The organism is Alienimonas chondri, from assembly GCF_013036045.1.
Classification (GTDB): Bacteria; Planctomycetota; Planctomycetia; order Planctomycetales; family Planctomycetaceae; genus Alienimonas; species Alienimonas chondri.
In genome coordinates this window covers 1-26475 of the sequence record NZ_WTPX01000012.1, presented here as the reverse complement: position 1 = coordinate 26475, position 26475 = coordinate 1, and the positions used below count along the sequence as shown (strand labels likewise).

At 66.5% G+C, this 26475-nt stretch carries 21 protein-coding genes; 18 read left to right on the top strand and 3 right to left on the bottom strand.

Annotated features, from left to right (window positions below; translation table 11 throughout):
• Window positions 1-264 precede the first annotated feature (264 nt).
• The 12 genes from LzC2_RS03335 (at window position 265) to LzC2_RS22745 (ending at window position 15013) form a co-directional block, all read left to right on the top strand.
• A complete protein-coding gene (locus LzC2_RS03335; protein ID WP_171183737.1) occupies window positions 265-933 on the top strand; it encodes a helix-turn-helix transcriptional regulator in 669 nt (222 codons plus the stop codon).
• A complete protein-coding gene (locus LzC2_RS22035; RefSeq protein ID WP_171183734.1) occupies window positions 930-1652 on the top strand; it encodes an NADH-quinone oxidoreductase subunit B in 723 nt (240 codons plus the stop codon). Before LzC2_RS03335 ends, LzC2_RS22035 begins: the two co-directional genes overlap by 4 nt.
• Before the next feature lie 81 nt (window positions 1653-1733).
• On the top strand, window positions 1734-2561 hold the full coding sequence (gene sufC, locus LzC2_RS03325; RefSeq protein WP_171183732.1) for a Fe-S cluster assembly ATPase SufC: 828 nt from the start codon (window positions 1734-1736) through the stop codon (window positions 2559-2561).
• 64 nt (window positions 2562-2625) lie between these two features.
• Window positions 2626-4089 carry a Fe-S cluster assembly protein SufB gene (sufB, locus tag LzC2_RS03320; protein WP_171183729.1) on the top strand — a complete coding sequence of 488 codons (1464 nt, stop codon included), beginning with the start codon at window positions 2626-2628 and terminating at the stop codon, window positions 4087-4089.
• 130 nt (window positions 4090-4219) lie between these two features.
• Window positions 4220-5545 (top strand): Fe-S cluster assembly protein SufD, encoded by a 1326-nt coding sequence (sufD, locus tag LzC2_RS03315; protein WP_171183726.1) that lies wholly within the window; start codon window positions 4220-4222, stop codon window positions 5543-5545.
• Window positions 5546-5592: 47 nt separating this feature from the next.
• On the top strand, window positions 5593-5901 hold the full coding sequence (locus LzC2_RS03310) for a metal-sulfur cluster assembly factor (protein ID WP_171183724.1): 309 nt from the start codon (window positions 5593-5595) through the stop codon (window positions 5899-5901).
• Between the two features lie 340 nt (window positions 5902-6241).
• The gene (locus LzC2_RS03305; RefSeq protein ID WP_171183722.1) at window positions 6242-7192 is read left to right on the top strand and encodes a sugar phosphate isomerase/epimerase family protein; all 951 of its coding nucleotides are present in this window, start codon (window positions 6242-6244) and stop codon (window positions 7190-7192) included.
• 86 nt (window positions 7193-7278) lie between these two features.
• Complete coding sequence (locus tag LzC2_RS03300) at window positions 7279-8046, top strand: PIG-L family deacetylase (protein ID WP_171183803.1); 768 nt, start codon at window positions 7279-7281, stop codon at window positions 8044-8046.
• Window positions 8047-8174: 128 nt separating this feature from the next.
• Window positions 8175-8939 carry a PP2C family protein-serine/threonine phosphatase gene (locus tag LzC2_RS03295; protein WP_171183720.1) on the top strand — a complete coding sequence of 255 codons (765 nt, stop codon included), beginning with the start codon at window positions 8175-8177 and terminating at the stop codon, window positions 8937-8939.
• A 334-nt stretch (window positions 8940-9273) separates the two neighbouring features.
• Window positions 9274-12288, top strand: a complete 3015-nt coding sequence (locus tag LzC2_RS03290) for a zinc-dependent metalloprotease (RefSeq protein WP_206678542.1) — start codon at window positions 9274-9276, stop codon at window positions 12286-12288.
• Between the two features lie 115 nt (window positions 12289-12403).
• Entirely contained in the window at window positions 12404-13204 is an 801-nt protein-coding gene (locus LzC2_RS03285; protein WP_171183718.1) for a hypothetical protein, read from the top strand.
• A gap of 78 nt (window positions 13205-13282) precedes the next feature.
• Window positions 13283-15013 carry a PQQ-binding-like beta-propeller repeat protein gene (locus LzC2_RS22745; RefSeq protein ID WP_171183716.1) on the top strand — a complete coding sequence of 577 codons (1731 nt, stop codon included), beginning with the start codon at window positions 13283-13285 and terminating at the stop codon, window positions 15011-15013.
• Between the two features lie 2 nt (window positions 15014-15015).
• Here the strand turns inward: LzC2_RS22745 and LzC2_RS03275 are convergent, their stop codons facing one another.
• Window positions 15016-15360 (bottom strand): FHA domain-containing protein, encoded by a 345-nt coding sequence (locus tag LzC2_RS03275; protein ID WP_171183714.1) that lies wholly within the window; start codon window positions 15358-15360, stop codon window positions 15016-15018.
• An 87-nt stretch (window positions 15361-15447) separates the two neighbouring features.
• On the bottom strand, window positions 15448-16074 hold the full coding sequence (locus tag LzC2_RS03270) for a hypothetical protein (RefSeq protein ID WP_171183712.1): 627 nt from the start codon (window positions 16072-16074) through the stop codon (window positions 15448-15450).
• A gap of 234 nt (window positions 16075-16308) precedes the next feature.
• Here LzC2_RS03270 and ppdK point away from each other — a divergent pair, with 234 nt between their 5' ends.
• From ppdK to trxA, 6 genes are all read left to right on the top strand, one after another.
• Window positions 16309-19029: a pyruvate, phosphate dikinase gene (gene ppdK / locus LzC2_RS03265; RefSeq protein WP_171183711.1), complete on the top strand. Its 2721-nt coding sequence runs from the start codon at window positions 16309-16311 to the stop codon at window positions 19027-19029.
• Window positions 19030-19430: 401 nt separating this feature from the next.
• A complete protein-coding gene (gene fusA / locus LzC2_RS03260; protein ID WP_171183709.1) occupies window positions 19431-21563 on the top strand; it encodes an elongation factor G in 2133 nt (710 codons plus the stop codon).
• 78 nt (window positions 21564-21641) lie between these two features.
• Window positions 21642-22202, top strand: a complete 561-nt coding sequence (locus LzC2_RS03255; RefSeq protein WP_171183707.1) for a hypothetical protein — start codon at window positions 21642-21644, stop codon at window positions 22200-22202.
• Entirely contained in the window at window positions 22199-23098 is a 900-nt protein-coding gene (locus LzC2_RS03250) for a triphosphoribosyl-dephospho-CoA synthase (RefSeq protein WP_171183705.1), read from the top strand. The genes LzC2_RS03255 and LzC2_RS03250 overlap by 4 nt, the downstream gene beginning before the upstream one ends.
• A gap of 37 nt (window positions 23099-23135) precedes the next feature.
• A complete protein-coding gene (locus tag LzC2_RS03245; protein WP_171183703.1) occupies window positions 23136-24506 on the top strand; it encodes a DUF1598 domain-containing protein in 1371 nt (456 codons plus the stop codon).
• 39 nt (window positions 24507-24545) lie between these two features.
• Window positions 24546-25409: a thioredoxin gene (trxA, locus tag LzC2_RS03240; RefSeq protein WP_171183701.1), complete on the top strand. Its 864-nt coding sequence runs from the start codon at window positions 24546-24548 to the stop codon at window positions 25407-25409.
• A 137-nt stretch (window positions 25410-25546) separates the two neighbouring features.
• Here the strand turns inward: trxA and LzC2_RS03235 are convergent.
• Window positions 25547-26475 (bottom strand): LpxI family protein (locus tag LzC2_RS03235; protein ID WP_315854511.1); only part of this gene is annotated, 929 nt, incomplete at its 5' end.

The window sequence follows — 26475 nt, the reverse complement described above, 5'->3', positions numbered from 1 at the left end:
GCGGGCGGGTGTTGGAAACAAGGAACACCGACGACTGCGAGCGAGCCGGTCGGTGGGAACCATCATGCCGGCGCCGGGGAGACACCGGAAGCGTGGCCTTCTCGACCGCGTTCCCTCCCGCCGCACGCCCCCCCGACCTTTTGGGACAGGTCGAGTCTCCGGAAAAAACCGCTGCCCCTGGGATCGCGTCTCAATAGGCGTCGAACGGAGGCCATTTCTCGCACCCTCCGTTGTTGAAACGTTTGGCCTGCATAGGATAGAGGTGTGAGCACCCCCGTCTCCGCCGCCGACCGTACTCTGCTCGTCCGCCTGAACCGGCGATCGCGAGCGGGGATTGAGGAATTGTGCGAGGATCTCGGCGTCACCGCCACCGCGGTTCGCCAGCGCCTCTCCCGACTTTCTGACGCGGGAATGATCGATCGGCAGCCGGTGAAGATCGGCCGCGGTCGCCCGAAACATCTCTACGGTCTCACCGCGGACGGCAAGCGGGCGCTCGGTTCGAACTACCAGGAACTCGCCGACGCGATGTGGTCGGCGCTGTCCGAGGTCGAGGACGAACGCACCCGTTCCTTCCTGTTCGGCCGTCTTCAAGACACGCTCGTCTCCCGCTACGGCGGCGATTCGGTCGGGAAGGGGGCGCTGCGGGAACGGCTCGCGGGGCTGCGGGATGCTTTGCAGGTGCATGGCTTCACCGTCGAAGTCGACGACTCCGGCCCGCTACCCGTGCTGCGGGAGCATCACTGCCCCTATCTGGATATCTCCGAGGACGACCCGCAGATCTGCGAGCTGGAACAGAAGGTGTTCGAGCGCGTCCTCGGAACCGGCGTCGTGCTGACCCGTTGCTGCCGCGACGGCGACTCCTGCTGCGAGTTCACTCCCGACGGCTCCGGCCTCACCCAACTCGGCTCCGTCGAAGCGGAGGTGTCGCGATGAGTATCGCCGCCGTCCCCGCCGAAGCTTTCGCCGGCGATCCCGGCGTCCCGGCGTTCCCTGGTTCGTCATCAGCCGGCCCGCCGACCTCCCAGCCCGCCGACGGCGGGTGGCTGGAGGGTCGGTTCGAAGAGAACATTGTGCTGACGACGTTGTCGCAAGCCCTCAACTGGGGGCAGGCGAACGCGATTTGGCCGATGACCTTCGGCATCGCCTGTTGCGCGATGGAGATGATGGCCATCGGCGGACCGCGGGTGGACCTCGAACGGTTCGGCTGCGGCGCCTTCCGGGCCTCGCCCCGTCAGGCGGACCTGATGATCGTCGCCGGCACCGTGACCCATAAGATGGCGTCGCGGCTCCGTCGGCTCTACGAGCAGATGCCCGAACCGAAGTACGTGATGGCGATGGGCGCCTGCACGGTCGGCGGCGGACCGTACTTCAAGCACGGCTATCACGTCGTCAAAGGCGTGGATCTGGTGGTGCCGGTGGACGTGTACGTCCCCGGTTGCCCGCCGCGGCCCGAGGCGTTGTTGGAAGGAATCATGCGGCTGCAAGACCGCATCAACGCCCGCACCCTCTCCAAGCGATCAGGGGTGAATTCGGCAGGGGCCGAGCGGTCAGGAGAGACCGCCGATCGTCTGCCCGTCCCGCATCATTCCGGTCGCGTCGCCCTGCCGGTGTTGGCAGGCGAGTCCGTGACCGTCCGACCGTTGGCCGTCTAAACGACCGACGCGACCCCCGTTTTCCCCAGCGTTTCGATCGGGCCGCCCCGGCTCGATTCCGGCGAAGTGATTTTGAGCGTTATGAGCACCCTTCAAATTACCGATCTGCACGTCTCCGTCGGCGATACGCCGATTCTGCGGGGCGTGAATCTCACGCTGAACAGCAGCGAAGTCCATGCCCTGATGGGGCCGAACGGCAGCGGCAAAAGCACGCTCGCCTACGCCCTCGCCGGGCACCCCGGCTACACCGTTACCCAAGGCAGCGTGCAGCTGGACGGCGAGGAGATCATCGAGCTGGAAGCCGACCAGCGGGCCCGTAAGGGGCTGTACCTCGCCTTTCAGTATCCGGTGACGATCCCCGGCGTGAAGGTCGCGGACTTCCTGCGGCACGCCGTCTCCAACGTTCGCAACCCGGACCGCAAAGAGGGCGGGGACTTGATTTCCATGCGGGAGTACCGCCGCGAGCTGTACGAGCGGATGGACGAACTGAGCGTCGATCGTGCCTTCGCCCGCCGCTATCTCAACGAGGGCTTTAGCGGCGGCGAGAAGAAGCGAATGGAGATCCTCCAGATGGCGATGCTCCGCCCGCGGTTCGCGTTCCTCGACGAGACCGACAGCGGCCTCGACACCGACGCGGTCAACGTGGTCTCCGAAGGCGTCGCCAAGCTCGCCGAGGAGCAAAAAATGGGCGTGCTGATCATCACCCACCACGACCGCCTGCTGCATTACAACACGCCCGATCACACGCACGTGATGCTCGGCGGGAAGATCGTGGAGAGCGGCGGCGCCGAACTGGCCGCCGAGCTGTACACCGACGGCTACGCCGGCGTCCGCGACCGGCACCCCGAAGTCGCCGCCGAGGCCGACGCCCGCAAAGCCGCCGAGCCGGAGTTGGCCGGAGTCGCGTGACAGCGTCCAGAGCCGCCGAATTGTTATTGACGTTTTAGAACGACCTCCCATCGAACGCACGATCATGCCCGCCACCCTCGACCTTTCGAACGCCGATTCGCCCGCCCGCGACTTCGACTCCCCCGTCGAAGATCGGCCGGACGTGGATCTCGGCGATTATCGCTTCGGGTTCCACGATCAGACGGACACCTATGCGTTCAAATCCCGCAAGGGGCTGGACCGGGAGATCGTCGCGCAGATCTCGGAGATGAAGAACGAACCCGCGTGGATGCGGGACTATCGCCTCGACAGCCTGGCGCTGTTCGAGAAGCGGCCCACGCCGCACTGGGGCGGCGATCTGGAGCAGATCAACTACCAGGACATCTTCTATTACATGAAGGCCAGCAGCGGCCAGGAGCGCAGCTGGGACGACGTGCCGGAAGACATTCGCAAGACCTATGAGAAGCTCGGCATCCCCGAGGCGGAGCAGAAGTACCTCTCCGGCGTGAAGGCCCAGTACGAGAGCGAAGTCGTCTACGGCTCGCTGCAGCAGGACCTGGTCGATCAGGGGGTGATCTTCACCGACACCGACAGCGCCCTGCGGGAGCACGAAGACCTGTTCCGCGAGTATTGGGCGACCGTCATCCCCGCGGACGACAACAAGTTCAGCGCGCTCAACAGCGCCGTCTGGAGCGGCGGGAGCTTCATCTACGTCCCGAAGGGCGTGCACATCAAGTTCCCGCTGCAGGCCTATTTCCGCATCAACAGCGAGAACATGGGCCAGTTCGAGCGGACCCTCATCATCGTCGACGAGGGCGCCAACATTCACTATGTCGAAGGCTGTACCGCCCCGACGTATAGCTCGAACTCGCTCCACAGCGCCGTGGTGGAGATCGTGGTCAAGAAGGAGGGCCGTTGCCGCTATTCGACCATTCAGAACTGGTCGAGCAACGTCTACAACCTCGTGACCAAGCGGGCCCACGTGTACCGCGACGCCACGATGGAGTGGGTCGACGGGAACCTCGGTTCGAAGCTGACGATGAAGTACCCGGCCTGCCATCTGCTCGAGGAAGGGGCTCGCGGGGAGACGCTGTCGATCGCCTTCGCCGGCCCCGGCCAGCATCAGGACGCCGGCGCCAAGATGGTCCACGCGGCGCCGAATACGTCGTCTCGCATCATCTCCAAGTCGCTCAGCAAGGACGGCGGTCGCGCCTCCTATCGCGGCTTGGTAAAGGTCATGGACGGGGCGACGGGTTCGAAGTCGAACGTCGTCTGTGACGCCTTGATCCTCGACCCGGAGAGCAAGTCCGACACCTACCCGTACATCGAGTGCGAAGAAGCGGACGTCTCCCTCGAACACGAGGCCAGCGTCTCCAAGATCGCTGAAGACCAGCTGTTCTATCTGATGAGCCGCGGCCTCAGCGAAGCCGAAGCCAGCGGCATGATCGTCACCGGGTTCATCGAGCCGCTCGTCAAGGAGCTGCCGATGGAATACGCCGTCGAGATGAACCGGCTGATCGAACTCCAGATGGAAGGCAGCGTCGGCTGACGCCCCGTTCGCCGTCGGGCTCGGGGCTTCGTCCCGGCCCCGACGGCGTCGCCTCCGCTCCGACGCCCCGATCGTCACCCTCTTCACGTCGAAGCCCCGCATCCGAGTCGGGGATCAACGCCCCGTCTCTATGAAATCCGCCCTCACCACCGCCGTCGCGGCGCCGACCACGTTCGACGCCGAGGCGTTTGAACGCTTCTTGGAAACACGCACCGAGCCGGACTGGGTCACCCAGCGGCGGCGGGAAGCGTTCGCGGAATATCTCACGCACCTCTCCGTGCCGGACCCGGCGGAGGAATACCGCCGGGTCGAACTGCGGTTCCTGCGTCCCGAGAAGTTCGCGATCGCGGAGACCGGCGCCGACCCGCAGTCGTTCGCGGGCGGGATGCGAGACGATCAGGGCTTCGGCGGCCGGGCCGTCCATGCGGACGGCGCTTCGGCCCATGTCGAATTATCGGATGAGTTGAAGGAGGCCGGCGCCGTCTTCGGCTGCCTGACCGACCTCGTCAACACGCACGGCGACCTGCTCGAACCGTATTTGATGACGAAGGGCGTCGATGCAGGCGCCGACCGCTTCGCGGCGTGGCACGGGGCGTTCTGGACGGGCGGCACCGTGCTGTACGTCCCGCGGAACGTCACGCTGGAGAAGCCGTTGCACAGCCTGATCGGGCTCAGCGGGGAGGGGTGCTGCGACCTTTCGCACACGCTCGTCATTCTCGAAGACGGCGCGAACGCTGCGTTGCTTGAGGAAACGACCAGCCAGGGCGACGGGGCCGGATTGCACGTCGGAGCCGTCGAACTGTTCGTCGGCGACGGAGCGAACCTGCGGTACGCCCAGCTGCAAAACTGGAACACCAACACGCTGCACTTCGCTCACCAGTGCGGCCGGGTCGGTCGCGACGGGTTGTTGCAGTGGACGGTCGGCGGCTTGGGTTCGAAGCTCGCGCACGTCCATCAGGACGTTCACCTCGACGGCCGCGGCGCCCGCGGCGAGGTCAACGGCGTCACGTTCTCCACCGGTCGCCAGAACCTTTCCTACTACACCCAGCAGTCGCACAACGCGCCGGACACGGACAGCGACTTGCTCTATAAGACCGTCCTGCGGGACAAGTCGAAGGTCGTTTGGCGGGGGATGATTAAGGTCGAAGAAGTCGCCCAGCGGACGGACGGATATCAGCGCTGCGACTCGCTGATGCTCTCGGACGAAGCCCGCAGCGACAGCATTCCGGGCTTGGAGATCGAAGCGGACGACGTCCGCTGCACCCACGGCGCCACGACCGGCCGCGTCGACGAGGAGCAGCTCTTCTATTGCCGCAGTCGCGGCCTGATGGAGTCCGAAGCGATGCACATGATCGTCGCCGGCTTCTTTGAGAAAGTGCTGGACCGCGTGAACGTCGAACCCGTCCGCGCCGCCCTCGCCGCAGCGACCGAGCGGAAGCTCGGCATCGGCGACTGAACTTCGCTCCCACGCTCCCTGCTGATCCGACTTTCCCGCCCACGCCCATGCCTGCTGAATCCGAACTGATCGATGCCCTGAAAGAGGTCATCGACCCGGAATTGATGGTCAACATCGTCGACCTGGGCCTCGTCTACGACGTCGTTCCCCCCGAGGAAGAGGGCGGCGAGGCGAAGGTCTCGATGACGCTCACCAGCCCGGCCTGTCCCGCCGGCCCGCAGATCGTTCAGAACGCCAAATCGGCCGTGGAACGCGTCGAGGGCGTCGGCGAATGCGACGTGACGCTCACGATGGATCCGCCGTGGACGCCGGAGCGGATGACCGAAGATGCCCGCGATCAGCTCGGCATCTTTTGAACTGATTCATGCTCCGGTCGTCGGCGGAGAATGCCGACGACACCTGCGTCCCCCGAGTGCACCGACCGCGCAACGAGCCGGTGCAAACCCGCGACAGTTCACCCGCTATCCGTGCGTTCACGGGGGGAATCCGGGGGGTCGTCGTTCGTTTTGACGGATCTTCCCGTGCTGTTTCGACTTGGGGCGTCGGCACGCTGATCGCTACGGCCCCTCCCGCCGGCGCGATCCGGAAAATCGCGCCCGGATGGACTGTCTTGCCGGCACGTGGATCGGTAATCCTCCTGCCTCGCCGGGGAGCTCTCCCCCAATCCCATCCCGCGACCCTGCCGTCGAGCGCTCCGTGCCGCACGCTTCCGCGTCCAAGATCGCGTCCAAGCCAACGGCGGAGCGTCCTCCGCGGGATGCCCGGTTGTCGGGTCTGATGCTCGTGCCGGAGGAGGCGAAGACACAGTCGGCCCGACCCCGCCTCGCGTTGGGACAGCCGACGACCCGTCGCTGGAGCATGTCGGACGATCTCGCCGCGATCGAGAACTGCCGACTCGATGCGCTGGCTCTCTGGAACGGGAAGTTCCGCTCCCGGTCGCGGCGTCAGGTGGCGAGGGAAGTGCGACGGTCCGGCGTGGCGGTCAGCAGCTTGTCCTGGGTCGGCGGCTTCACGCAGGGAGACGAGTTCGACCGTCGTCAGGCGTGCTTCGAAGCCCTCGAAGCGATCAAGCTGGCCGCCGAGGTCGGCGCCAAATGCGTTTGCGTCGCCACCGGCGGGAACGGCTGCTTCACGGAACGGCATGCCGCCAAGAACCTGATCCCGGGCACGCTGCAAAAGCTGGCCGCCTACGCCGCGGAGTTCGACGTCTCGATCGCGGTGCAGCCGCTGCCGGGGCACCTGTCGCGGAACAGCGTGGTTCGGTCCGTCTCGGACACCCTGACGCTGCTGGAACGCGTCGATCGACCGAACGTCGGGATGGCGTTTCCGACGCTGCTGATGGCCACCGACCACTCGCTGGTCAATCGGGTCCACGAATTCGCCGATGCGGTCAAGGTGGTCAAACTCTCCGACTGCCGGGTCAGCGGGGCGCGGGGCGAACGGCGGGGGCCAGGGCAATTGCCGGGGCACGGCTCGCTGCCGCTGGCCACGTTGATCCGCCGGCTGGGCGAGTGCGGCTATGGCGGCGACTACGAACTCGACGTGTGGAACCGATCGGCGTGGGAACGCCAGGACCACGCGGCGAGCCTGCGTCGCACCAGCCGTTGGTTCGCCGACTTGCACGACGGCGCCGACGCCGCCGTTTGAGCAGTTCGACGCAGCTCGGGTGACGCGCCGCCCGCCGCATCGGTAGGGTGCCCGTCGCCCGCCGCCGTACGCTGCCCGAACGCTTGATGGTCGATCTGCCCGCCCCCTTGGACGTCATCGCCGTCGGCGCCCATCCGGACGATGTGGAGATCGGCTGCGGGGGCACGCTGGCCCGGCTCGTGGAGCAGGGATACCGCGTGGGTCTCGTCGATCTGACCGACGGTGAACCGACCCCCTGCAGCAGCGGACCGGAGGAGCGTATGGCGGAGGCGAAGGCCGCCGCCGAGGCGTTGGGTCTGCACTATCGCCACACGCTCGACCTGCCGAACCGTCGGCTGTTCGATTCGTTTGAGGCCCGCTGCGAGCTGGCGAAGATCTTCCGCAAGTATCGCCCGAAGGTGGTGCTGGGGATCGCCGCGAAGACGCCGATGGCCTCCCCGGACCATTGGCAGGCGACTCAGATCACCGACGCCGCCGTCTTTTACAGTCGACTGTGCAAGTGGGACGAGCATTTCACCGACCCGGAACTGGGTCCGCTGCCCGTTCATCGGATCGACAAGCAGGTCTGGTATCCGCTCGGCTTCAGCACGTCCGCGCTCCCTCCGAACGGCGGGTCGTTCGTGGCGGACATCAGTTCGACGTACGACAAGAAGCTCGCGGCGGTGAAGTGCTACGCCTCCCAGTTCCCACCCGAGAAAAAACGGGTGTGGGATATCCTCGAAGGCGCCAGCCTGTATCACGGCTCGTCGGCAGGCTTTGAGCGAGGAGAGTTGTTTCTGTCGGCGACGACGGTCGGGACCAGAGATTTTCTCCAGACGGTCCTGCCGCCGGTCGATCCCGTGGCCGCGCCATAAACGGCCGTTTCGAGCCCCCGAATCAGTCGCGACGGGCGGCACATGTGTCTCGGGGGCCGTCGTGCGGTAGATTGGGGAGTCACGTTTTCGCACCGTTCCGGCTCCACACCCTCGCCGCCGTGCTTTTCATGGGCCGCTCCGCGTCACGAAAGCCGATCAAGCTGCGGTACGGCCTCGTGAGCATCACCGGGAATTTTCGTAAGAACAACGAGGACAGCGCGTTCGTCGATCCGGATGGCCGGTTCTTCATCGTCGCCGACGGGATGGGCGGTCAAGCCGCGGGCGAAAAGGCCAGCGCCATGGCGGTCGAGATGATCCCCGAAGCGTTGAACGCGGAACTCGACTTTAAGCGGAGCGGGAAAGACACGGTTTCGATGCTGCTGGACAAAGCGGTGGCGGAAGCCAACGCGGAGATCATGGCCGCCGGAGCGCTGGACCCGGAACAGAATCAGATGGGCACCACGGTGGTGTTCTTGGTCGCGGCCGGCGGGCTGCTGCACATCGGGGGAGTGGGCGACAGCCGCGTCTATCGGCTGCGCGACGGACGACTGAAGCAACTCACGACGGATCACAGCCTCGTGCAGGCGCTGGTCGAAGCAGGCACGATCAAGCCGGAGGAAGCGGCGACGCACCGTTACAAAAACGTGCTGTATCGCTACCTCGGTAGCAAAGAGGGCGGGCAGGGCGCCTGCGTCAAGTCGTTCGAATCAAAACGCGGCGACCGGTTCCTGCTGTGCAGCGACGGCGTGACGGACGGACTGGACGACGACCCGCTCCGTGACCTGCTGGCCGCCGGGGACGACCCGCAGGCAATTGCGGAAGTAGTCGTCAAAGCAGCTCAGGAGGGCGGCTCGAAGGACAACATCACCTGCATGATCGTCGACGTGATCTGAGCCGCCGGTCCGAGTCGCCGTGCGAGCATGGGGGTTCCCGTCGGTCATGGAAATGGCGACTGCCGCACCTCGCGGCTCCGCCCGTTCTCGCGACCGCGACTTATGGCTGACACGCGAGGCGCCGTCTGCAGCATTCGGTCTGCGACGAAACGCGGGAGTCTCGGCACCTTCAATTCCCCCAGTCGACGGCGCGGGGACTTGCCCATCCGGTGCAGTCGGGAAGAATGAGTGAAGATTGTCGGCGTTGCGACGAGTTGGCGAAACCATGCCTTCTGCTTGCTCGTACGACTCGCACATCCCGGCCCCACTTCACCGCCCCCGGATTTCCCGCCCGATGCGACGTCGATCTCGAACCGCCCTGCCTTTAGCGTTGGCGACGCTCACGCTGCTCTCGGCCCAAACGGCCGGAATCGCATTGGCGGAGGATCCGCCGGAGTTCCCGCCGCACGCTAAGGTGCTCGAAGGGTTCGACAAAGTCGCCAGCCCCACAAAGGCCGACGGCTCTTCCGAAAAGCCGCTTTGGACGCTCTACACGCGGTCCAAAGACGGACAGATGTTCGCCGAGCTGCCCAGCGGGTTCGCTTCGCAGCCGTATTTCGTCGCCCTGACCGTCGCCAGCGGCGAGGAGTTCGCCGGGCTCCAGGCGGGCGAGCTGTACATCAAATTTAAGCGGTACGACAAAGTTCTGGCGGTCATCGCCCCGAACGTCGACGTCCGTACGAAGGAGAAAGAGGCCAAAGCCTCCGTCGAGCGGCTCTTCACGGACCGCGTGCTGATGGAGATCCCGATCGTCACGATTGGCCCCGGCGGCGGGCCGGTCATCGATATGGACGCCCTGTGCGTCGGCAAAGCGAGCCAGTTCTTCCAGGGGATGTCGATCAGCCGGAGCACCCCCCGGGTCTTCAGCATCGAGCAAGCGAAGTCCTTCGCCGAAAACGTCGAGATCGCCTACGAGATCCCCGGCGCCGGCGGCCAACTGAAGACGCTGCACTACAGCTTCAGCGTTCTGAAGCCCAGCGACGGCTTCAAACCGCGCCCGGCGGATCAGCGGGTCGGCTATTTCACGACGGCCTACAGCGACTTCGGCAAGTATCAGGATGACGAAACCCGCATCCGCTACATCACCCGCTGGCACCTGGAGAAGGCAGATTCCAAGCTGAAACTCAGCCCGCCGAAGGAACCGATCGTCTTCTACATCGAGCACACCACCCCGGTGCGCTACCGGCGCTGGGTGAAGGAAGGCATCCTCGCCTGGAACGCCGCCTTCGAGAAAATCGGCATCGAGGACGCCATCCAGGTTGAATACCAGGACGCCGGCACCGGCCGTCATATGGATAAGGACCCGGAGGACGTGCGTTACAACTTCGTCCGCTGGCTGAATAACGACATCGGCACCGCGATCGGCCCGTCCCGGATCAATCCGGAGACCGGCGAGATCCTTGATGCGGACATCATCCTTACTGACGGTTGGATCCGTCACTTCCGGATGCAGTTCGACAAGGTGATGCCCCAGGTCGCGATGCAGGGGATGGGACCGGAAACGCTGGCATGGCTGGCGGAACACCCCGATTGGGATCCCCGCGTGCGGTTCGCCGAGCCCGGCGACCGGGCGTCGGTCGCGGCGACGATCGCTCGCGAGGCGTACGGCCCACTGGCCGGACACGCCGCCGGCCGCGTGGACACGCGGATGATGGGCGACGACCAGTTTGACGGCCTGATCGGCACCGGCGTGCAGAAGAACGGCTTCTGCCTCGCCGCGAACGAGAAGGGCGCCGAACTCGCCGCGCTGCGGATGGAACTGGCCGTTCGTGCGTTCGACGACAAGGAGGCGGAGAAGAAGGCCGCTGAAGAAAAGGCCGCGAAGGAGAAAGCGGAAGCTGAGGCGAAGAAGGCCGCTGCCGACGGCGAATCGTCCGACGAGAAGAAGGACGACGACCCCGCCGAGGACGGCGAGGAGCAGGACGATGAGGAGGCCGAGTCCGACGATGAGGATGCGGACAAGGACGACGAAGAGGACGAGGGCCAGATGCTCGACGGCATGCCGGAGAGCTTCATCGGCCCGCAACTGGCGCACCTGGTGGCGCACGAGGTCGGCCACACGCTGGGCCTGCGGCACAACTTCAAGGGCACCTCGGTCTCGTCTTACTCCGAGATCAACGGCGGCACCGGCCTGATCGCGACCAGCGTGATGGACTACACGCCGATCAACATCCGCTTCCAGGCGGGCGAGAAGCAGGGCGAATACGCGATGGACGGCATCGGTCCCTACGACATGTGGGCGATCGAGTACGGCTACGTGGCGGACGCCAAAGAGCTACCCGAACTGCTGAAGCGCAGCACCGAACCGGAGCTCGCCTTCGGGACCGACGAAGACACGTCCGGCCCCGACCCGTTCGCTCGGCGGTATGACTTCGGGTCCGACCCGTTGACCTACGCCAAGGACCAGATGGAGCTGATTCAGGATCGCCGCGAGAAGCTCCTCGAAGCGTTCGTCAAGGAGGGCGACGGCTGGTTCAAGGCCCGCGAGGGTTACGAGCTGACGCTGTCGATGCAGATGCGGCAGCTGGGCATGATGTCGAACTGGCTCGGCGGCGTGTTCGTCCGTCGCGACGTCAAGGGTCAGTCGCCGGACACTCCGCCGCTGAAAGTCGTCGACGCCAAGGATCAACGTGAGGCCCTGGAGTTCGTGATCGAGAACAGCTTCCGCGACGACGCGTACGGCCTAACGCCGGAACTGCTCTCCCACCTCACCACGGCGAAGTGGTTGGACGGCACCGGTTGGCGGAGCGCCATGGGCGACAGCGCCTTCCCGGTCCACGACCGCGTCGAGGGGATGCAGGCGTCCGTGATGACGATGTTGTTGAACCCGACCGTGCTGCGTCGCGTGTACGACAACGAGGTTCAGGTGCCCGCCGGCGAGGACGCCTTCACGCTGCCGGAACTGCTCGAGACCGTGCGTTCCTCGGTCTGGACGGAACTGAACGAGGTGCCCGAGGGCGATTTCAACCCGCGGAAGCCGATGATCAGCAGCCTGCGTCGCAACCTGCAGCGGGAGCACCTCTCCCGTCTGATCGACCTCAGTATGCCCGGCTCCGGCAACGGAGCGGCCTTCAAGCCGATCTCTAACCTGGCCACGATGCAGTTGAAGGAACTGGCCGATCAACTCGGCTCTTTCCTGAAGGATCACGGCGAACCGGCGGACGCCTACACCAAGGCCCACCTGATGGAAGCCGAATCGATGATCCGCAAGGCCATCGACGCGCAGTACATCTACAACGCGAATGACATCGGCGGCAGCAGCGGCGGCACCATCATCCGGTTCGGACAGGAGTCCCCGAACGGTCGCTGATTCGACCGTTCGATAGGAACGAACCGACCGCCCCGCCGGCGTTCCGGCGGGGCGGTTTTTTCATGCGCGGGCGGCGCTTCTGTCGTTCGACCGTCGGGAGGACGACTCTAAGAGGGTGAAGCACGGACTCGCCGCCGCCGCCCCGCTCTGTCTCGTCGCGCTGTTCGGCGCCGGCTGTCAGGAGAAGCCGCCGCCGCGGATTCTTTCGGTGGCCGCCGAGTCGACCACGCCGCTCCGCGAGCGCGACGTCGATGAATTTCTGTGGCTGGCCTCCATGCTCTCGGAGGAAGAGTTGGAAGTGCTTGCCGAGGCCCGGCCGACGCTCTCGGACTGGCCCTCGGAGTCGACCCGCACGGTGTCCGTGCTGACCGCGAACGAGCGTCGGGCGATCGAAGAGGGCCTCCGCGGATCGTCCCTCGCCGAGACGGTCGCCGCGCGGCCCGACGGCCCGCGACTGCTGGAGGAGTTGGGCTGGTCCGCGGAACGGTTCGCGTCCGTCGGCGCCGCCCTGGGCTTCGCCGCCACGGCGAACGACCTGCTTGACGAACGTGAACTGCGACGATTGCAGGATGAAGCTCAGCGTCAGCTCGTCCGCCTCGAAGCAGATCATCGTGTGTTTCACCAACTGTCGGAGGCCGATACGGCCGCCATCCGGCGGCGGGCGGCGTGGATCCCGCGGGCCGCGCTGCTCGATGCGATTCTGGGCAGTTCGCCGGAGAATCGCAGATTGGCTCTCCACCGCGGAAATGACCTCGCCGCCGTGCTGCCGGACGGGTTCGATCGCACGGCGCTGGACCGCTTGCTGAGCGATCGGGAACGCTCCGCAATTCCTTTCCATGAGCCGAAAGCGGAGCGCGACGACGCGCTGCTGCGCTGGGACGGCGCCGCGATCGTCTCGAAGCCGCTCGGTCGCTGAGTTTCGGGGCGCCGCGGCCCTTGCCGGTCTGCGGGTTGCGTCGGACACTCGCCCGTTCCCTCCCTCCGAACGGCCGCCGTGACCGACGATTCCATTTCTCCGCCGCGTGACGCAGCGGCGACCGACGCGCCGGCAGCTTCGTCCCCGCCGAGCCGCTCCCGCGGTCTCGGCTGGACCATCGGCCTCTGGGCGATCGGGTTCGGCCTGATCGCTCCGCTGGCCGCGTGGATGTTGGCCGACCTCCTCACCGACCGCGATGCTACGGTGAACAGCATGGTGATGCTCGGGGCGGTCTCCGCGGCGGCGTTGGCGGCCGTCTGTTGGCTGTGGGGCTACTCCGGCTGGTCGCGGGGGACGCGCATGACGGTGACGATCGCCGCGGCGTCGCTCGCTGCGGGCCTCCTGTTCCTCTTTCCCCCCCAATGGGACGGGGCGATGCAGGTCAGCGGCTTCCGATATCGATACGCCCCGACGGCGGAGGAGCGAATCGCCGCCTTCGTCGCAGCGAATCCGGAGTCCGCGTCCGTCGCGGACACGACGGACGCCCCGCCCGTCGTCGCCGGCCTGGACGATTGGCCGGGGCTGCTCGGTCCGCAGCGGGACGGCAAGGTTCTCGACGCCGCGATTGGCGCCGACTGGAGCGTCAAGCCCCCCGAGACCGTGTGGCGACATCCCGTCGGCCCGGGGTGGGGCGGCTTCAGCATCGTCGGCGACCGCTGCTTCACGATGGAGCAGCGCGGCGAAGAGGAAACGATCGCCTGCTACGACGCGAACACCGGCGCTCCGCTGTGGAGCCACGGCGAACGGACGCGGTTCTCCCGCATCGCCCCCAACGGCGGCGACGGCCCGGCCAGCACGCCGACATTTCACGACGGAGCGGTTTACAGCATGGGCGCCACGGGCGTCGTGACCTGCCTCGACGCTCGGACGGGCGAACTCCGTTGGAAGCGGGATCTGTTCGAGGAGGGGAACATCACCTGGGGGTTGGCGTGCAGTCCGCTGGTGGTCGGCGATGCCGTCGTCGTGCTGCCCGGCGCCGCCGCCGGGGAAGACAGCGCGGCGATGGGGTTGGACCTGAGCACCGGCGAAACCCTTTGGGCGAGCGGCGACAGCCCGGGCAGCTACAGCTCGCCCGTCGAAGCGACGATCGCCGGCGTCCCGCAAATTCTCGCCTTCGAGGCGGACGGCGTCCGGGGACTTTCCACCGAGGGTGAAACCCTGTGGGACGTGCCTTGGACGAATCAGCCGCAGGTGAACGCGGCCGTCCCGATCGTCTCCGGCGACCGCGTGTTCCTCTCCAGCGGCTATAACACCGGCGCCGGTCTCTACGAGGTGAGCGAAGACGACGGCACGGGGACCGCGGACGAGGTCTGGCGGACGCCGAATCGCTTCAAGCTGAAATTCAATGACGCGATCCTGCACGACGGCTTCGTCTACGGACTCGACGAAGGCATCCTGAGTTGCATCGACGTGGAGACGGGCGAACGTATGTGGAAGAAGGGCCGCTACGGATTCGGTCAGTGCCTGCTGCTGGGAACCGCGGAGGGTCCGCCAATGCTGCTGGTCACCTGCGAGAACGGCGATCTGGCGTTGGTCGCCGCGACGCCGGACGACTTCGAGGAGATCGTTCGCTACAGCGACGCGACGGAAGAAACGCTGTTGGAAGGCGTCTGCTGGAACCACGCGGCCTATTCGCGCGGTCGCCTGTATTGGCGCAACGGGACCGAAGCAGTGTGCGTGCAGCTGGCCGATGAAAACGCGGCGGGCGATCCCCCGGCCCCTGCCGACCCCGAGGCGCCGGAAGTCTGATCTCAGGAGATCGCGTTCACGGCCTCGGTCTGGCAACTCTCATCGCCGACGCCGAAGTCGGTGCCGGGGCCGAGCTTCACGCGGAACTTCACCCCGCCCACGCCAAGTTCGTCGTCCGGCAGCAGGGCGCCGCGGGTGATGCGCTGGCCGTTGACCGTCGTGCCGTTGGTGCTGCCGAGGTCGCGGACGAACAGCAACCCGTCCGTTTTGACCAGCAGACAGTGCAGGGCGGAAACGCTTTCTCGCTCGATAATCACGTCGCAGACGTCCCGCTTGCGACCGAGGACGGTCAGGTCGCGTTTCAACCGCACAGCCGGACCGATGGGCGGGAGGAGTTCGGCACGCACGGGGAAGGCTCGCAGGGGGACAGCGATTCCGACTAGCATACTCGATATCTGCGCAATAGCTGTTACCCGAGGGCCATCGGAGAAAAATCAGCCCGCTGGCAGTTCGCTTCCGGAGAGACCGCGGACGGCCGAGATTCGCTCGTTCACGGCCGCGTCGTTCGGGTTCAGAAATTCAAAGCCGCCCGGATCGCGACGGTATTCGAGAACCGTCCCGGCAAGTACGTCGAGGTCGGATCGCGGCACCGCGACGGCGACGCCCTCGCTCCGGTACGTCACGTCGCCCGATTCCGGGGCGGTCGTGAAATCCAATCGATGGACGTATCCCCACTGACCGTCCGGCTTCGGACCGATGCCGCCGCTTGAGATTCTGATCCACCAGGGGTCGGGCGTCTCCCCTCGAGCGGCCGCGACAGCCGCTTGCCTCGCCGCTTCGGGCGTCAGCGTGACGGGAACTTCCTCGAGTCCGCCGGCCCCCGATCCCACTGCATCCCCCTCGCCCTGACCGGCTGAACGACCGGGCGACGGCCGAAGGAACCAAGCGGCAAGGCCCGCGGCGACACCGAACGCCAGAAGAATCCACCCCTCCCGTTGACCGTCGCTCAACGCCCAGACCGAGCCGATCAGGGACAACACCGCGACCAGCAATGTGGCCGTCCAGACCAGCGGAGACTCGTCGGTCGCGGGAACCCGGAAGATGTCGCGGAGTCGGCTCACGAACGGACGCTAGCGGTGCGGATCGCTCCCTGCAAACAGACTGTCACGGACCCGTAGCGGGAGGCGGACCGGTTGCGGGTGGAAGTCGGGGCCGATACGGTTCCGCCCCGCCGAACGCGGTCCGCGCCCCCGGTCTAACCGGACCCCTCAACGGTCCAGGTCTTCGGGGTCTATGGCGTCCCGCGATTCGGCGTTCGCAATCAAATCGCACTCGCAGCAGTCACCCCGCGCCAGATGGCCCAGCAGCACGTTTATTCCTTCGGCGGTCAGTCGGCCGACGGCGACCGCACCATGAAGAACACCCTGGGCGGGAAGGGCGCCAACCTCGCGGAGATGGCCAAAGAAGGCTTCCCCGTCCCCGCCGGGTTCACGATCACGACCGACGTCTGCGTTCATTACAGCAAGAACGGCGGAGAATACCCGGACGGCGTCAAGGAACAGGTCCTCGCCGCCATCAGCAAGGTCGAGGAGACGATGGGCGCCAAGTTCGGCAGCGACGACAACCCGCTGCTGCTCTCCTGCCGCTCCGGCGCCCGCGAGTCCATGCCGGGCATGATGGACACGGTCCTCAACATCGGCCTGAACGAGAAGACCGTCGCCGCCCTGATCGCCGAGTCCGGCGACGAGCGCTTCGCTTGGGACAGCTACCGTCGCTTCGTCCAGATGTACGGCGACGTGGTGCTGGGCGTGGAACGCGACGAGCAGAACGAAGACCCGTTCGAAACGATCATCGACGAAGCCCGCGAGAAGGCCGGCGTCGAATACGACTACGAACTCTCCGCCGATCAACTCAAGGAGATCGTTGCCGAGTTCAAGCGGGTCGTGAAGGAGCAGAAGGGTCGCGACTTCCCCGAAGACCCGATGGAGCAGCTGTGGGGCGCCATCGGGGCCGTCTTCGATAGCTGGGACAACGACCGAGCCGTCGTCTATCGCCGGCAGTACGGCATCCCGCACGAGTGGGGCACGGCGACCAACGTGCAGGCGATGGTCTTCGGCAACCTCGGCGATGATTGCGCGACGGGCGTGGGCCTGACCCGCGACGGCGCCGACGGCAAGCCGGGCTTCAACGGCGACTACCTCATCAACGCCCAGGGCGAAGACGTCGTCGCCGGTATCCGCACCCCCAAGCGGATCGAAGAGACCTTCGAGAAGGACATGCCCGCCGCGTTCAAGGAACTCACCGAAATCGGGGAGCGGCTGGAAGCCCACTACAAAGACATTCAGGACATCGAGTTCACGGTTCAGAAGGGCAAGGTCTGGATGCTCCAGACCCGGAACGCCAAACGAACCGGCTTCGCCGCGGTGCGGATCGCGCACGACCTCGTCGAAGAGGGCGTGATCGACAGCAAGGAAGCCCTCAACCCCCGCCGCATCCCCGCGGACGACCTGAACCAACTGCTCCAGCCGATCTTCGATCCGGCGGAGAAGAAGGCCGCGGCCGACCAGCACCTGACGACCGGCATCAACGCCGGCCCCGGCGCCGCCAGCGGCAAGGTCGTGCTGACCGCCGAGGCCGCCGAGGCCCAGTTCAACAAGGACGAGAACGTCTCGCTGATCCTCGTCCGCAAGGAGACCAGCCCGGAAGACCTCCGCGGGATGCGGGTCGCCAAGGGCATCCTGACGGCCCAGGGCGGCGCCAGCAGCCACGCGGCGCTCGTCTCCCGGCAGATGGGCAAGGCGTGCATCGTCGGCGCCCAGGAACTCCAAATCGACTACGCCAAGAAGACCGTTTCGGTCGGCGACAAGGTGCTGAAGGAAGGCGACGACATCACGATCGACGGCTTCACCGGCGAGGTCTTCGCCGGTTTGGTCACGACCAGCCCGTCAGAAGTGATGCAGGTTCTCAACGGCGAGATGAAGCCGGAGGAAAGCGAGACCTACCAGCGCTACAGCAAGATCATGGGCTGGGCTGACGAGCACCGGAAGCTGAACGTCCGGGCCAACGCCGAGAGCGAAGACGCCGCCGAGGCCGTCGCCTTCGGCGCCGAGGGCATCGGCCTGTGCCGCACGGAGCACATGTTCTTCGGTCACCTGGACGAGATCCGCGAGATGATCCTCGCGGAGACCGCCGAGACCCGTCAGAAGGCGGTCGATCAGCTTCTGCCGTTCCAGAAGAAGGACTTCACGGAGCTGTTCACCACGCTGGCCGGCAAGCCGGTCACGATTCGCCTGCTCGATCCGCCGCTGCACGAATTCCTGAGCGACCGGCACCTCGAAGAGGAGCCGGGCCTCGATGAGAAGCTGGCGAAGATCGCCGGCGTCACCAAGGAAGACGTGCACCGCCGGGTCTCCGAGTTGCACGAACTGAACCCGATGCTCGGCCATCGCGGCTGTCGGCTGGGGGTCGTGTACCCCGAGGTGACCCGCATGCAGGCCACCGCGATCTTCGAGGCCGCCGTCGCGACCAAGCAGGCCGGTCACGAAGTGTTCCCCGAGGTGATGATCCCGCTGGTCGGCTTCAAGACGGAGTTCGAGAACCAGGCCGCCGTCGTTCGCGAAGCCGCCGCCGCGGTCTTCGAGAAGGCCGGGACCGAGATCCCGTACACCGTCGGCACGATGATCGAGATCCCCCGGGCCGCGCTGCGGGCCGACGAGATCGCCGAGGGCGCCGAGTTCTTCAGCTTCGGCACGAACGACCTGACCCAGACGACGCTGGGCATCTCCCGCGACGACTACGGCAGCTTCATGCCGCAGTACCGCGAGATGGACATCGTCCCCGCCGACCCGTTCCAGACGATCGACCAGCCCGGCGTAGGCCGGCTGATGAAGATCGGCATCGAGGGCGGCCGTTCGACCCGCCCGGACCTGAAGATCGGCATCTGCGGCGAGCATGGCGGCGACCCGAAGTCCGTCATGTTCTGCCACGAGGCCGGGCTGAACTACGTCTCCTGCAGCCCCCGCCGCATCCCGATCGCCCGTCTCGCCGCCGCTCAGGCGGCGATCGCGGAAGGCTGATCGAACGGATGTGATGCGTCGTAACGCCGAGGCTCCGCGGAGCCTCGGCGTTATCTATGCGCAGAACTTCACAAATCGCCCTTTTCCGGCGCGATCAACTCGTTATGATCTGTCCGTCGCAACCGGGACAGGCGTGGAGGGACCGCGCCGCCCGCGGCGTGCGACCCGCAGCTCTGGACCCATGAAAACACCTCGCTGACCGCCGCGGACCTCGCCCCCGTGCCCCGTTCTCCTTGAATCGGCGGCACGGCTTCTCGGTCCCGGCCCAGTGAGTGACGACCGCCGACGATGCGGGCGTCAGGGTTCAGTGCCTATCGAGTGGGTCGCGTGCCCTCTCCAAAAGTTTACCCCCTCTTTCCCCGGCCGACGCTCTGTCGTCGTGCCCCCTCCGGAGCGACACCGTGAACGACTTCCTCGTCAACCTGAACAAACACCGCAACATTGGGATCTCAGCCCATATCGACAGCGGTAAGACCACGCTGACCGAGCGGATCCTCTTCTACTCCGGCAAGACGCACAAAATCGGTGACGTCAAAAAGGAGGGGGCCGTGATGGACTCCATGGAACTCGAAAAAGAGAAGGGGATCACGATCGCGTCCGCGGCCACGTCCGTGACGTGGAAGGACTTCTCGATCAACATCATCGACACCCCGGGCCACGTCGACTTCACGGTCGAAGTGGAGCGCTCCCTCCGCGTGCTGGACGGCGCCATCCTCGTGCTGTGCAGCGTCGGCGGCGTGCAGAGCCAGAGCCTGACGGTCGACCGTCAGATGAAGCGATACCAGATCCCCCGGATCGCCTTCATCAACAAGTGCGACCGCACCGGCGCCGACCCGTTTGGCGTCGCCGAGCAGATGGCCGCCAAGCTGCACGTCACCCCCGTGCCGCTGCAGATCCCGATCGGCCTCGAAGACGACCACGAAGGCGTGGTCGACCTGATCGAGATGAAGGCCTACTACTTCGACGGCGAAAAGGGCGAAAAGGTCCGCACCGAAGAGATCCCCGCCGAGTTGGTTGATCAGGCCAACGAGAAGCGCGGCGAGATGCTGGAGGCTCTCAGCCTCTACAACGACTCCCTGATGGAGAAGCTGCTCGAAGAGGCCGAGATCCCCTCGACCCTCATCCACGACATCGTGCGTGAGACCACCCTGAGCCACCAGATCGTTCCGGTGATGATGGGGTCCGCGTACAAGAACAAGGCTGTCCAGCCGCTGCTGGACGCCGTCAACCGCTACCTGCCCAGCCCGCTGGAACGGGACATCTCCGCGCTCGACCAGGACGACGTGGACGAGGACGGCAAGGCGACGCGGGTCGAATTGAAGCCCGAAGCCGATCTGCCGACCGTCGCCATGGCGTTCAAGATCGTGCAGGAGCAGTTCGGCCAGCTGACCTACACCCGCATCTACCAGGGTTCGATAAAGAAGGGCGACTCCTACATCAACACCCGGACCGGTCAGAAGACCCGGTTCGGGCGCCTGGTGCGGATGCACGCCAACGACCGTGCCGACGTGGAAGAAGCGGGCCCCGGCGACATCATCGCCGTCGTCGGTATGGACTGCGCCTCCGGCGATACGTTCTGCGGCGGCGACGTGAACTACTCGCTGGAGAACATCTTCGTCGCGGACGCCGTCATCACGCGGTCGCTCGTGCCGCTGAAGCGGGACGGGGCGGACAAGCTCGGCAAGGCGCTGGAACGCTTCCGCCGCGAAGACCCGACCTTCCGCGTCTTCAGCGACGAGGAAACCGGCGAGACCCTCATCGCCGGCATGGGCCAGTTGCACCTCGACATCTACGTCGAACGCATCAAGCGTGAGTACAACGTCGAGTGCGAAGTCGGCCCGCCGCGCGTGGCCTACAAGGAACGGCCGACGAAGTCGTACACCTACGACTACAAGCACAAGAAGCAGACCGGCGGTTCCGGCCAGTACGCCCACGTGAAGGGCGAACTGGAGCCGATGACCGAAGAGGAGATGAACGCCGCGGAGGAGCCGTTCGAGTTCGTCAACGAGGTCACGCAGGGCCGCATCCCCCGGGAATACATCCCCGCGGTGGAGAAGGGCTTCCGTCGCGGTATCGTCAAAGGCCCCCTCGGCGAGTTCGAGGTGGTCGGCGTGCGGATGATTCTCAACGACGGCAGCTACCACGACGTCGACTCGTCCGAGATGGCCTTCAACACCGCCGGCTTCGCCTGCATGCGTGAAGCTCTCCAGCGGTCGGCGATCAAATTGCAGGAGCCGATCATGAAGCTGGAAATCGAGTGCCCGGAAGAGTTCCAGGGCCCGGTCACCGGCCACGTTTCCAGTAAGCGCGGCATGATCGTGGACAGCTCCACCAAGAGCGGCACCGCGATCGTCGAGGCCGAAGTTCCGCTGGCCGAAATGTTCGACTACGCCAACGAGCTGCGGTCCATGACGCAGGGCAAAGGCAACTTCAGCATGGAGTTCGCCAAGTACGCCCAGGTGCCCAGCAACATTCAGGAAGAGGTCCTGAAGCAGCGCCAGGAGCAGCAGGAAGCCCGCGCGGCGATGAAGTAAGGCTTCTATCCTCGATCGCAGCTAACATCAACGGGTCGGGGACGAACGTCTCCGGCCCGTTGTTCGTTTTGAGCCGCCATGTCTCGTTATTTGTTTCGTCGTCGCCTCAAGATCGTCGCGGCGATCGCAGCGGTTCTCATCGCGATCCCACTGATCGGCTGGGCAAGCTACGCACTGGCCCTGAAGATCGCCCGCGACGCCCGTCCGCCGGCGCGGGTTCGGTACGTCGTCGTGCCCGCGGGGGCGGGGGGCAAGATCACGCTTGAACTGGAAGCCGACGCCGCACAGCTCATCACCGAACTCACTGCGGTGAACGGCGGCGACAAGTGGACTTGGCACGCCGGCAACTCGGCTCGTGGCGAGTGGGAATACCGGCACCGATCCAGCTTCACTCTACCGGGGTCAATTCAATCGGAAGTGCTGGCCGCCGGGGAGTGGCATCCGCTCCAGCACGGCGACAGCATGCTCATCGCGCATGCGATAACCCCCTACGGGGACCCCGCCACGCTCAACCTGTGGTGCGTGCCGCCGCGGCTCGTCACGCCGAACTTTGAATCTGATACGCTCGTTCGAGAGCAGTTGCAGCGGGAGCGGGAGCGGGAGGAATGGATGGCCGAGAACCTGCCGCCGCTGCCGTGATCGAACTGCCGAACCTCGCCCGCCGGGCCTGCCTGACGGAGTGCACCGCCCGCAAGCCGGGGAACGTCTACCCGGGGGCGAACTTCGACGACCTGACCCACGCCCATTTCGTCACCGCCGCGGGCGTCGCCGCGGAGACGCTGCCGGCCGCGGCGACGATCGGCGTCGGTCCGGCCGTGTTGAATTGCGTGCGGGAGACGCGGCGAGAATGCGGCACGAATGTGAACCTCGGCATCGCGTTGCTGCTCGCCCCGCTGTGCGCGACGCCGCCGCGTCGCTCCCCCGCGGCAACGCTCGCCGCGACGACCGTCGACGACGCGGTGGCCGTGTATGAAGCGATTCGACTCGCGAACCCCGGCGGATTGGGCGACGCGGCGGAGCAGGACGTGCGATCCGAGCCCACCGTCACGCTGCTGGAAACAATGCGTTTGGCGGCCGATCGAGACGGCGTGGCGAAGGCGTGGGCGACCGACTTCAACGGCGTCTGGTGCGACGTCGTCGGGCTGGAACACGTTTTCAATCAAGCTCCACGAACGCACCGGCTGGCGTGGGAGGACGCGACGCTGTTGATCTACCTCAGCCGACTGCGGACGACGCCGGACACGCACATCGCCCGCCGCTGCGGGGAGGGGGCGGCGATCGCGATCCGCGACGCCGTGCGGGAACGGCACCAGCCGCACCGTCCCGACGACGGACCGCTGGCGGAACGACCGTGGGTGAGGACGCTCGACGGGTTGCTGCGAACCGGCCGACCGCGGCGGAACCCCGGCACGACCGCGGACCTGACCTGCGCGGCGCTGTTCTGGGCGGCCCGCGATGGCCGGATCGAGCTACCGACCGAGGAGGAACTCGCCGCGCAGGCGGCACATCTCGTGCGGGAAGCGAACCGCCGGTAGCATCGGGGCACACTTGCCTTGCTCGGACCGCTGTATCATGCGTTGGACGCCACTCTTCGCCGCGCTGCTGCTGGCGGTCGCCTCGCCCGCGTTCGCCCAGAACAACAACGGCGGCGCCGGCAACGGGGTGCTGATCGACGCGGCGGGCGCCCTCACCACCCGCTACGACGAGAAGCTCGGCACGAAGCTGGAGAGCGCCCGCTTGGCGGCGTTCGCGGCGGAGAACCTGCCGGCGGACCTCAACGTCTCCAGCGACGCCCGGAAGGTCTCGCTGGTGAGGCTCGAAGCGGCTCTCGACGCGGCGACCGCGACGGGCGAGGAACCGGACGACGCGATGGCCTATCTCGCCGGCCTCACGCGAATCGACGCGGTGCTGGTGAAACCGCCCGCGGGCGGCGAACCGGGGGATCTCGTGCTCGTCGGACCGGCCGGCGGATTCGCCCCGGACGCGCTGGGCCGCATGGTCTCCACAGCGGAGGGCGACCACGCGGGGCGGCCGGTGCTGCACCTCATGGATCTGCTCGCCGCGCTCCGCGGCGGGGATGCGAGGAGGGGCGGGGCGATCGGCTGTTCGATCGACCCGGTGCCGGAGCGACAGGCGCGAATGGCTCAGGCGACCGCGGGGCTGGGCGCCGTGCGGTCCGTCTCGCAGGCGGCGGGCATCTACCGCAAGCTGGCGAACATCCTCGGCGACCAAACCGTCCGCATCTACGGGGTCGAACCCGGCTCGCACTTCGGCGTCGCGATGATCGAGGCGGACTACCGCATGAAGCTGATTTCGCTCGGCCTCGAACCGTCCGGCGTGCGACAGATTCCGTCGCATCTCGCCCTGATCGGCCCGGGGGCGAATACCGTGCAACGGTTCTACCTGACCGACGCCTACGAGCCGTTCGCGGTGAACGCCGACCGCACCGCCTTCGCCTTCTCCGGTCCCCGCCTACGGGTCGTCACGGAGGATCAGGCGCTCAATGCCGACGGCACGATCCGCGACGCCGGCAGCCGCGGAGTGCCGAACGCCGAGTGGGCGAAGCGGTTCTCGGACAACGTCGCGGAATTGTGCGCCGTGCGCCCGTCGTTCGCGGCGCTGCAGAACCTGTACGACTTGGCGATGGTCTCCGAACTCATTCGAGCGGAACGGCTCGCGGAGAAAGCAAGTTGGAAGCCGTCGTTGCTCAACGATGCGAACCGAATGCCGGTGCCGGTGGGGCCTGCGCCGAAGACCGTGCCGACGGCGTTTAACTCCAAGCGGGCCGGGGGAACGGTGATCGGGCTGATCGGCGGCGGCGTGTCGATTCGCCCCGGCGACGCCCTGCGGGCGGCGGGGCAGGCACCGGATGCGAGCGGCTATCTGGAAGCGGCCCGGGAGAAGGCGGTCGCCGCGCCGGACGCTCGGTGGTGGTGGGACTGATGGATGGTGACGGCGGACGGCGAAAGGCAGACTGGCGGCATGTCCGACTCCGCTTCGCCCGCCCCGCCATTCACCATGGACGTGACCGCCGCCAATTTTGAACAAGCGGTCCTCGGCAGTTGCGTGCCGGTGGTCGTGGATTTCTGGGCGCCGTGGTGCGGCCCGTGCCGGACGCTCGGCCCGCTGCTGGAAGGCTTGGCCGCGGAAGCGAACGGAGCGTGGACGCTGGCGAAGGTGGACATCGATCAGGAGCAGCAACTCGCCGCCGCGTTTCGGGTCAGTTCGATCCCGCATGTGATCGCCTTCGCCGAGGGGCGACCGATCGATCAGTTCGTCGGCCTGAAGTCGGAGCAGGAACTGCGGGCGTGGCTCCAGCAGCTCGGCCCGGACGAAGCCGATGAGCGTCTCGCCGAGGCGGCGGCGTTGGAATCGCAGAGCCCGGCCGCCGCGGCGATCCGCTACGGGCTGGCGCTCGATCTGCGCCCCGGCTTCCCCGAAGCGACGATGGGTCTCGCCCGCTGCGCCATGCGAACCGGGGACTACGAGGAGGCCGCTACGGCCCTTGCCGATCTCGAGAAGCGCGGACCGCTCCCCCCGGACGCGGCGAAGCTGAAAGCGGAGATCGCCCTGCACGCCTCCGGCGGCGGCGTCGATCTCGCCGAGGCCCGTTCCGCGTCGGAAGCGGCGCCGGACGATCCGAACGCCCAAATCGCGCTCGCCGATGCGTTGGCGGCGTCCGGGGAGTACGAATCGGCCCTGCAAACCGCCTTGGCCGTGGTCGAACGCTTCCCCGGCGAAGCGCGCGAGGCCGGAAAGGCGGTGATGCTGCGGATCTTCGAGGCACTTGGCGCCGATCCGCTCGTCGGCGAGTACCGTCGGCAGCTCGCGTCCGCGCTGTATTGACGGATGCCCGATACAAGCCCGACGCGCCAGCGTCGGCCGTGATTGAAGCCGGCAGTTCGAATCGCCCGAAATTCGGGCGCACGCCCGGCCGACGCTGGCGCGACGGGCTGGTACGAGGGCCGGCTCCAAGCGGGCCGTTACGCCGCGGCCTTCAGCGACAGCTCCTCGGCGTTCAAGCTGACCACGGCGATGCCCAGCTTGTCGGCGAGTTCCGACATCGGTCCCTGGTCGATCATAATCGTCTTGCCGCTCTCGACAGCCAGCACGCGGCCGCCGGCGGCGTGCATCGTGCGAAGCGTCGCCTCGCCCACCGTGGGCACGTCGAACCGCCGGTCCTGTTGCGGCTTGGCGACCTTCACGACGGTAAACCCGCCCCGACGGCACAATTCGCCGGCGCGTTCGATGCATTTGTCCGTGCCCTCGATCGCTTCGACGGCCATCACGGCCTTATCGGCGACGCACACGCTCTGACCGACGTCCAACCGGCCCATCTCCTTGGCGAGCGTCCAGCCGAAACGGATGTCGTCCCACTGCTTGGCGGTCGGCTGACGACTGGTGAGGAAGCCGTGCGGCACGAGGAGCTCCGGAGCGTAGTCGAGGGCGGAACCGACCATGATGCCGTTGCGGGCGAACTCCGCGATCACCGCCAGCAACAGCGTGTCGTCCTTCTTATCCCGCCGGGCGTGGTGGAACCAGATCGACAGCGCCCGCCAGTCGGGCATCAGCTTGAAGACCCGCCAAGGCTCGAAGAAGACCGTTTTCGTGATCTTGCCGGCCATCACCACTTCGCTAACGCCGGAGCGGCGGAACTTGCGGATGATGCTGCCGGCCTTGGAGATCGGCGATTCCCGGTAGCCGTCGCAGAGGTCGGCGAGCGCCGGGTCGCACATCCCCTGCACGCCGACGGCGTGCACCTCGTGGCCGCGTGCGCGTGCGGCCGCGGCGAAGCGGAACGGGAACTGCCCGGCGCCGGCCAACAACCCGACGCGCCCCGGCGGCGGCACGCGCAGCGGCCGATCGAGCGTGTGCTCGGACGGGTCCGGGGCCGTCAGGGTGTGGCGGGCGA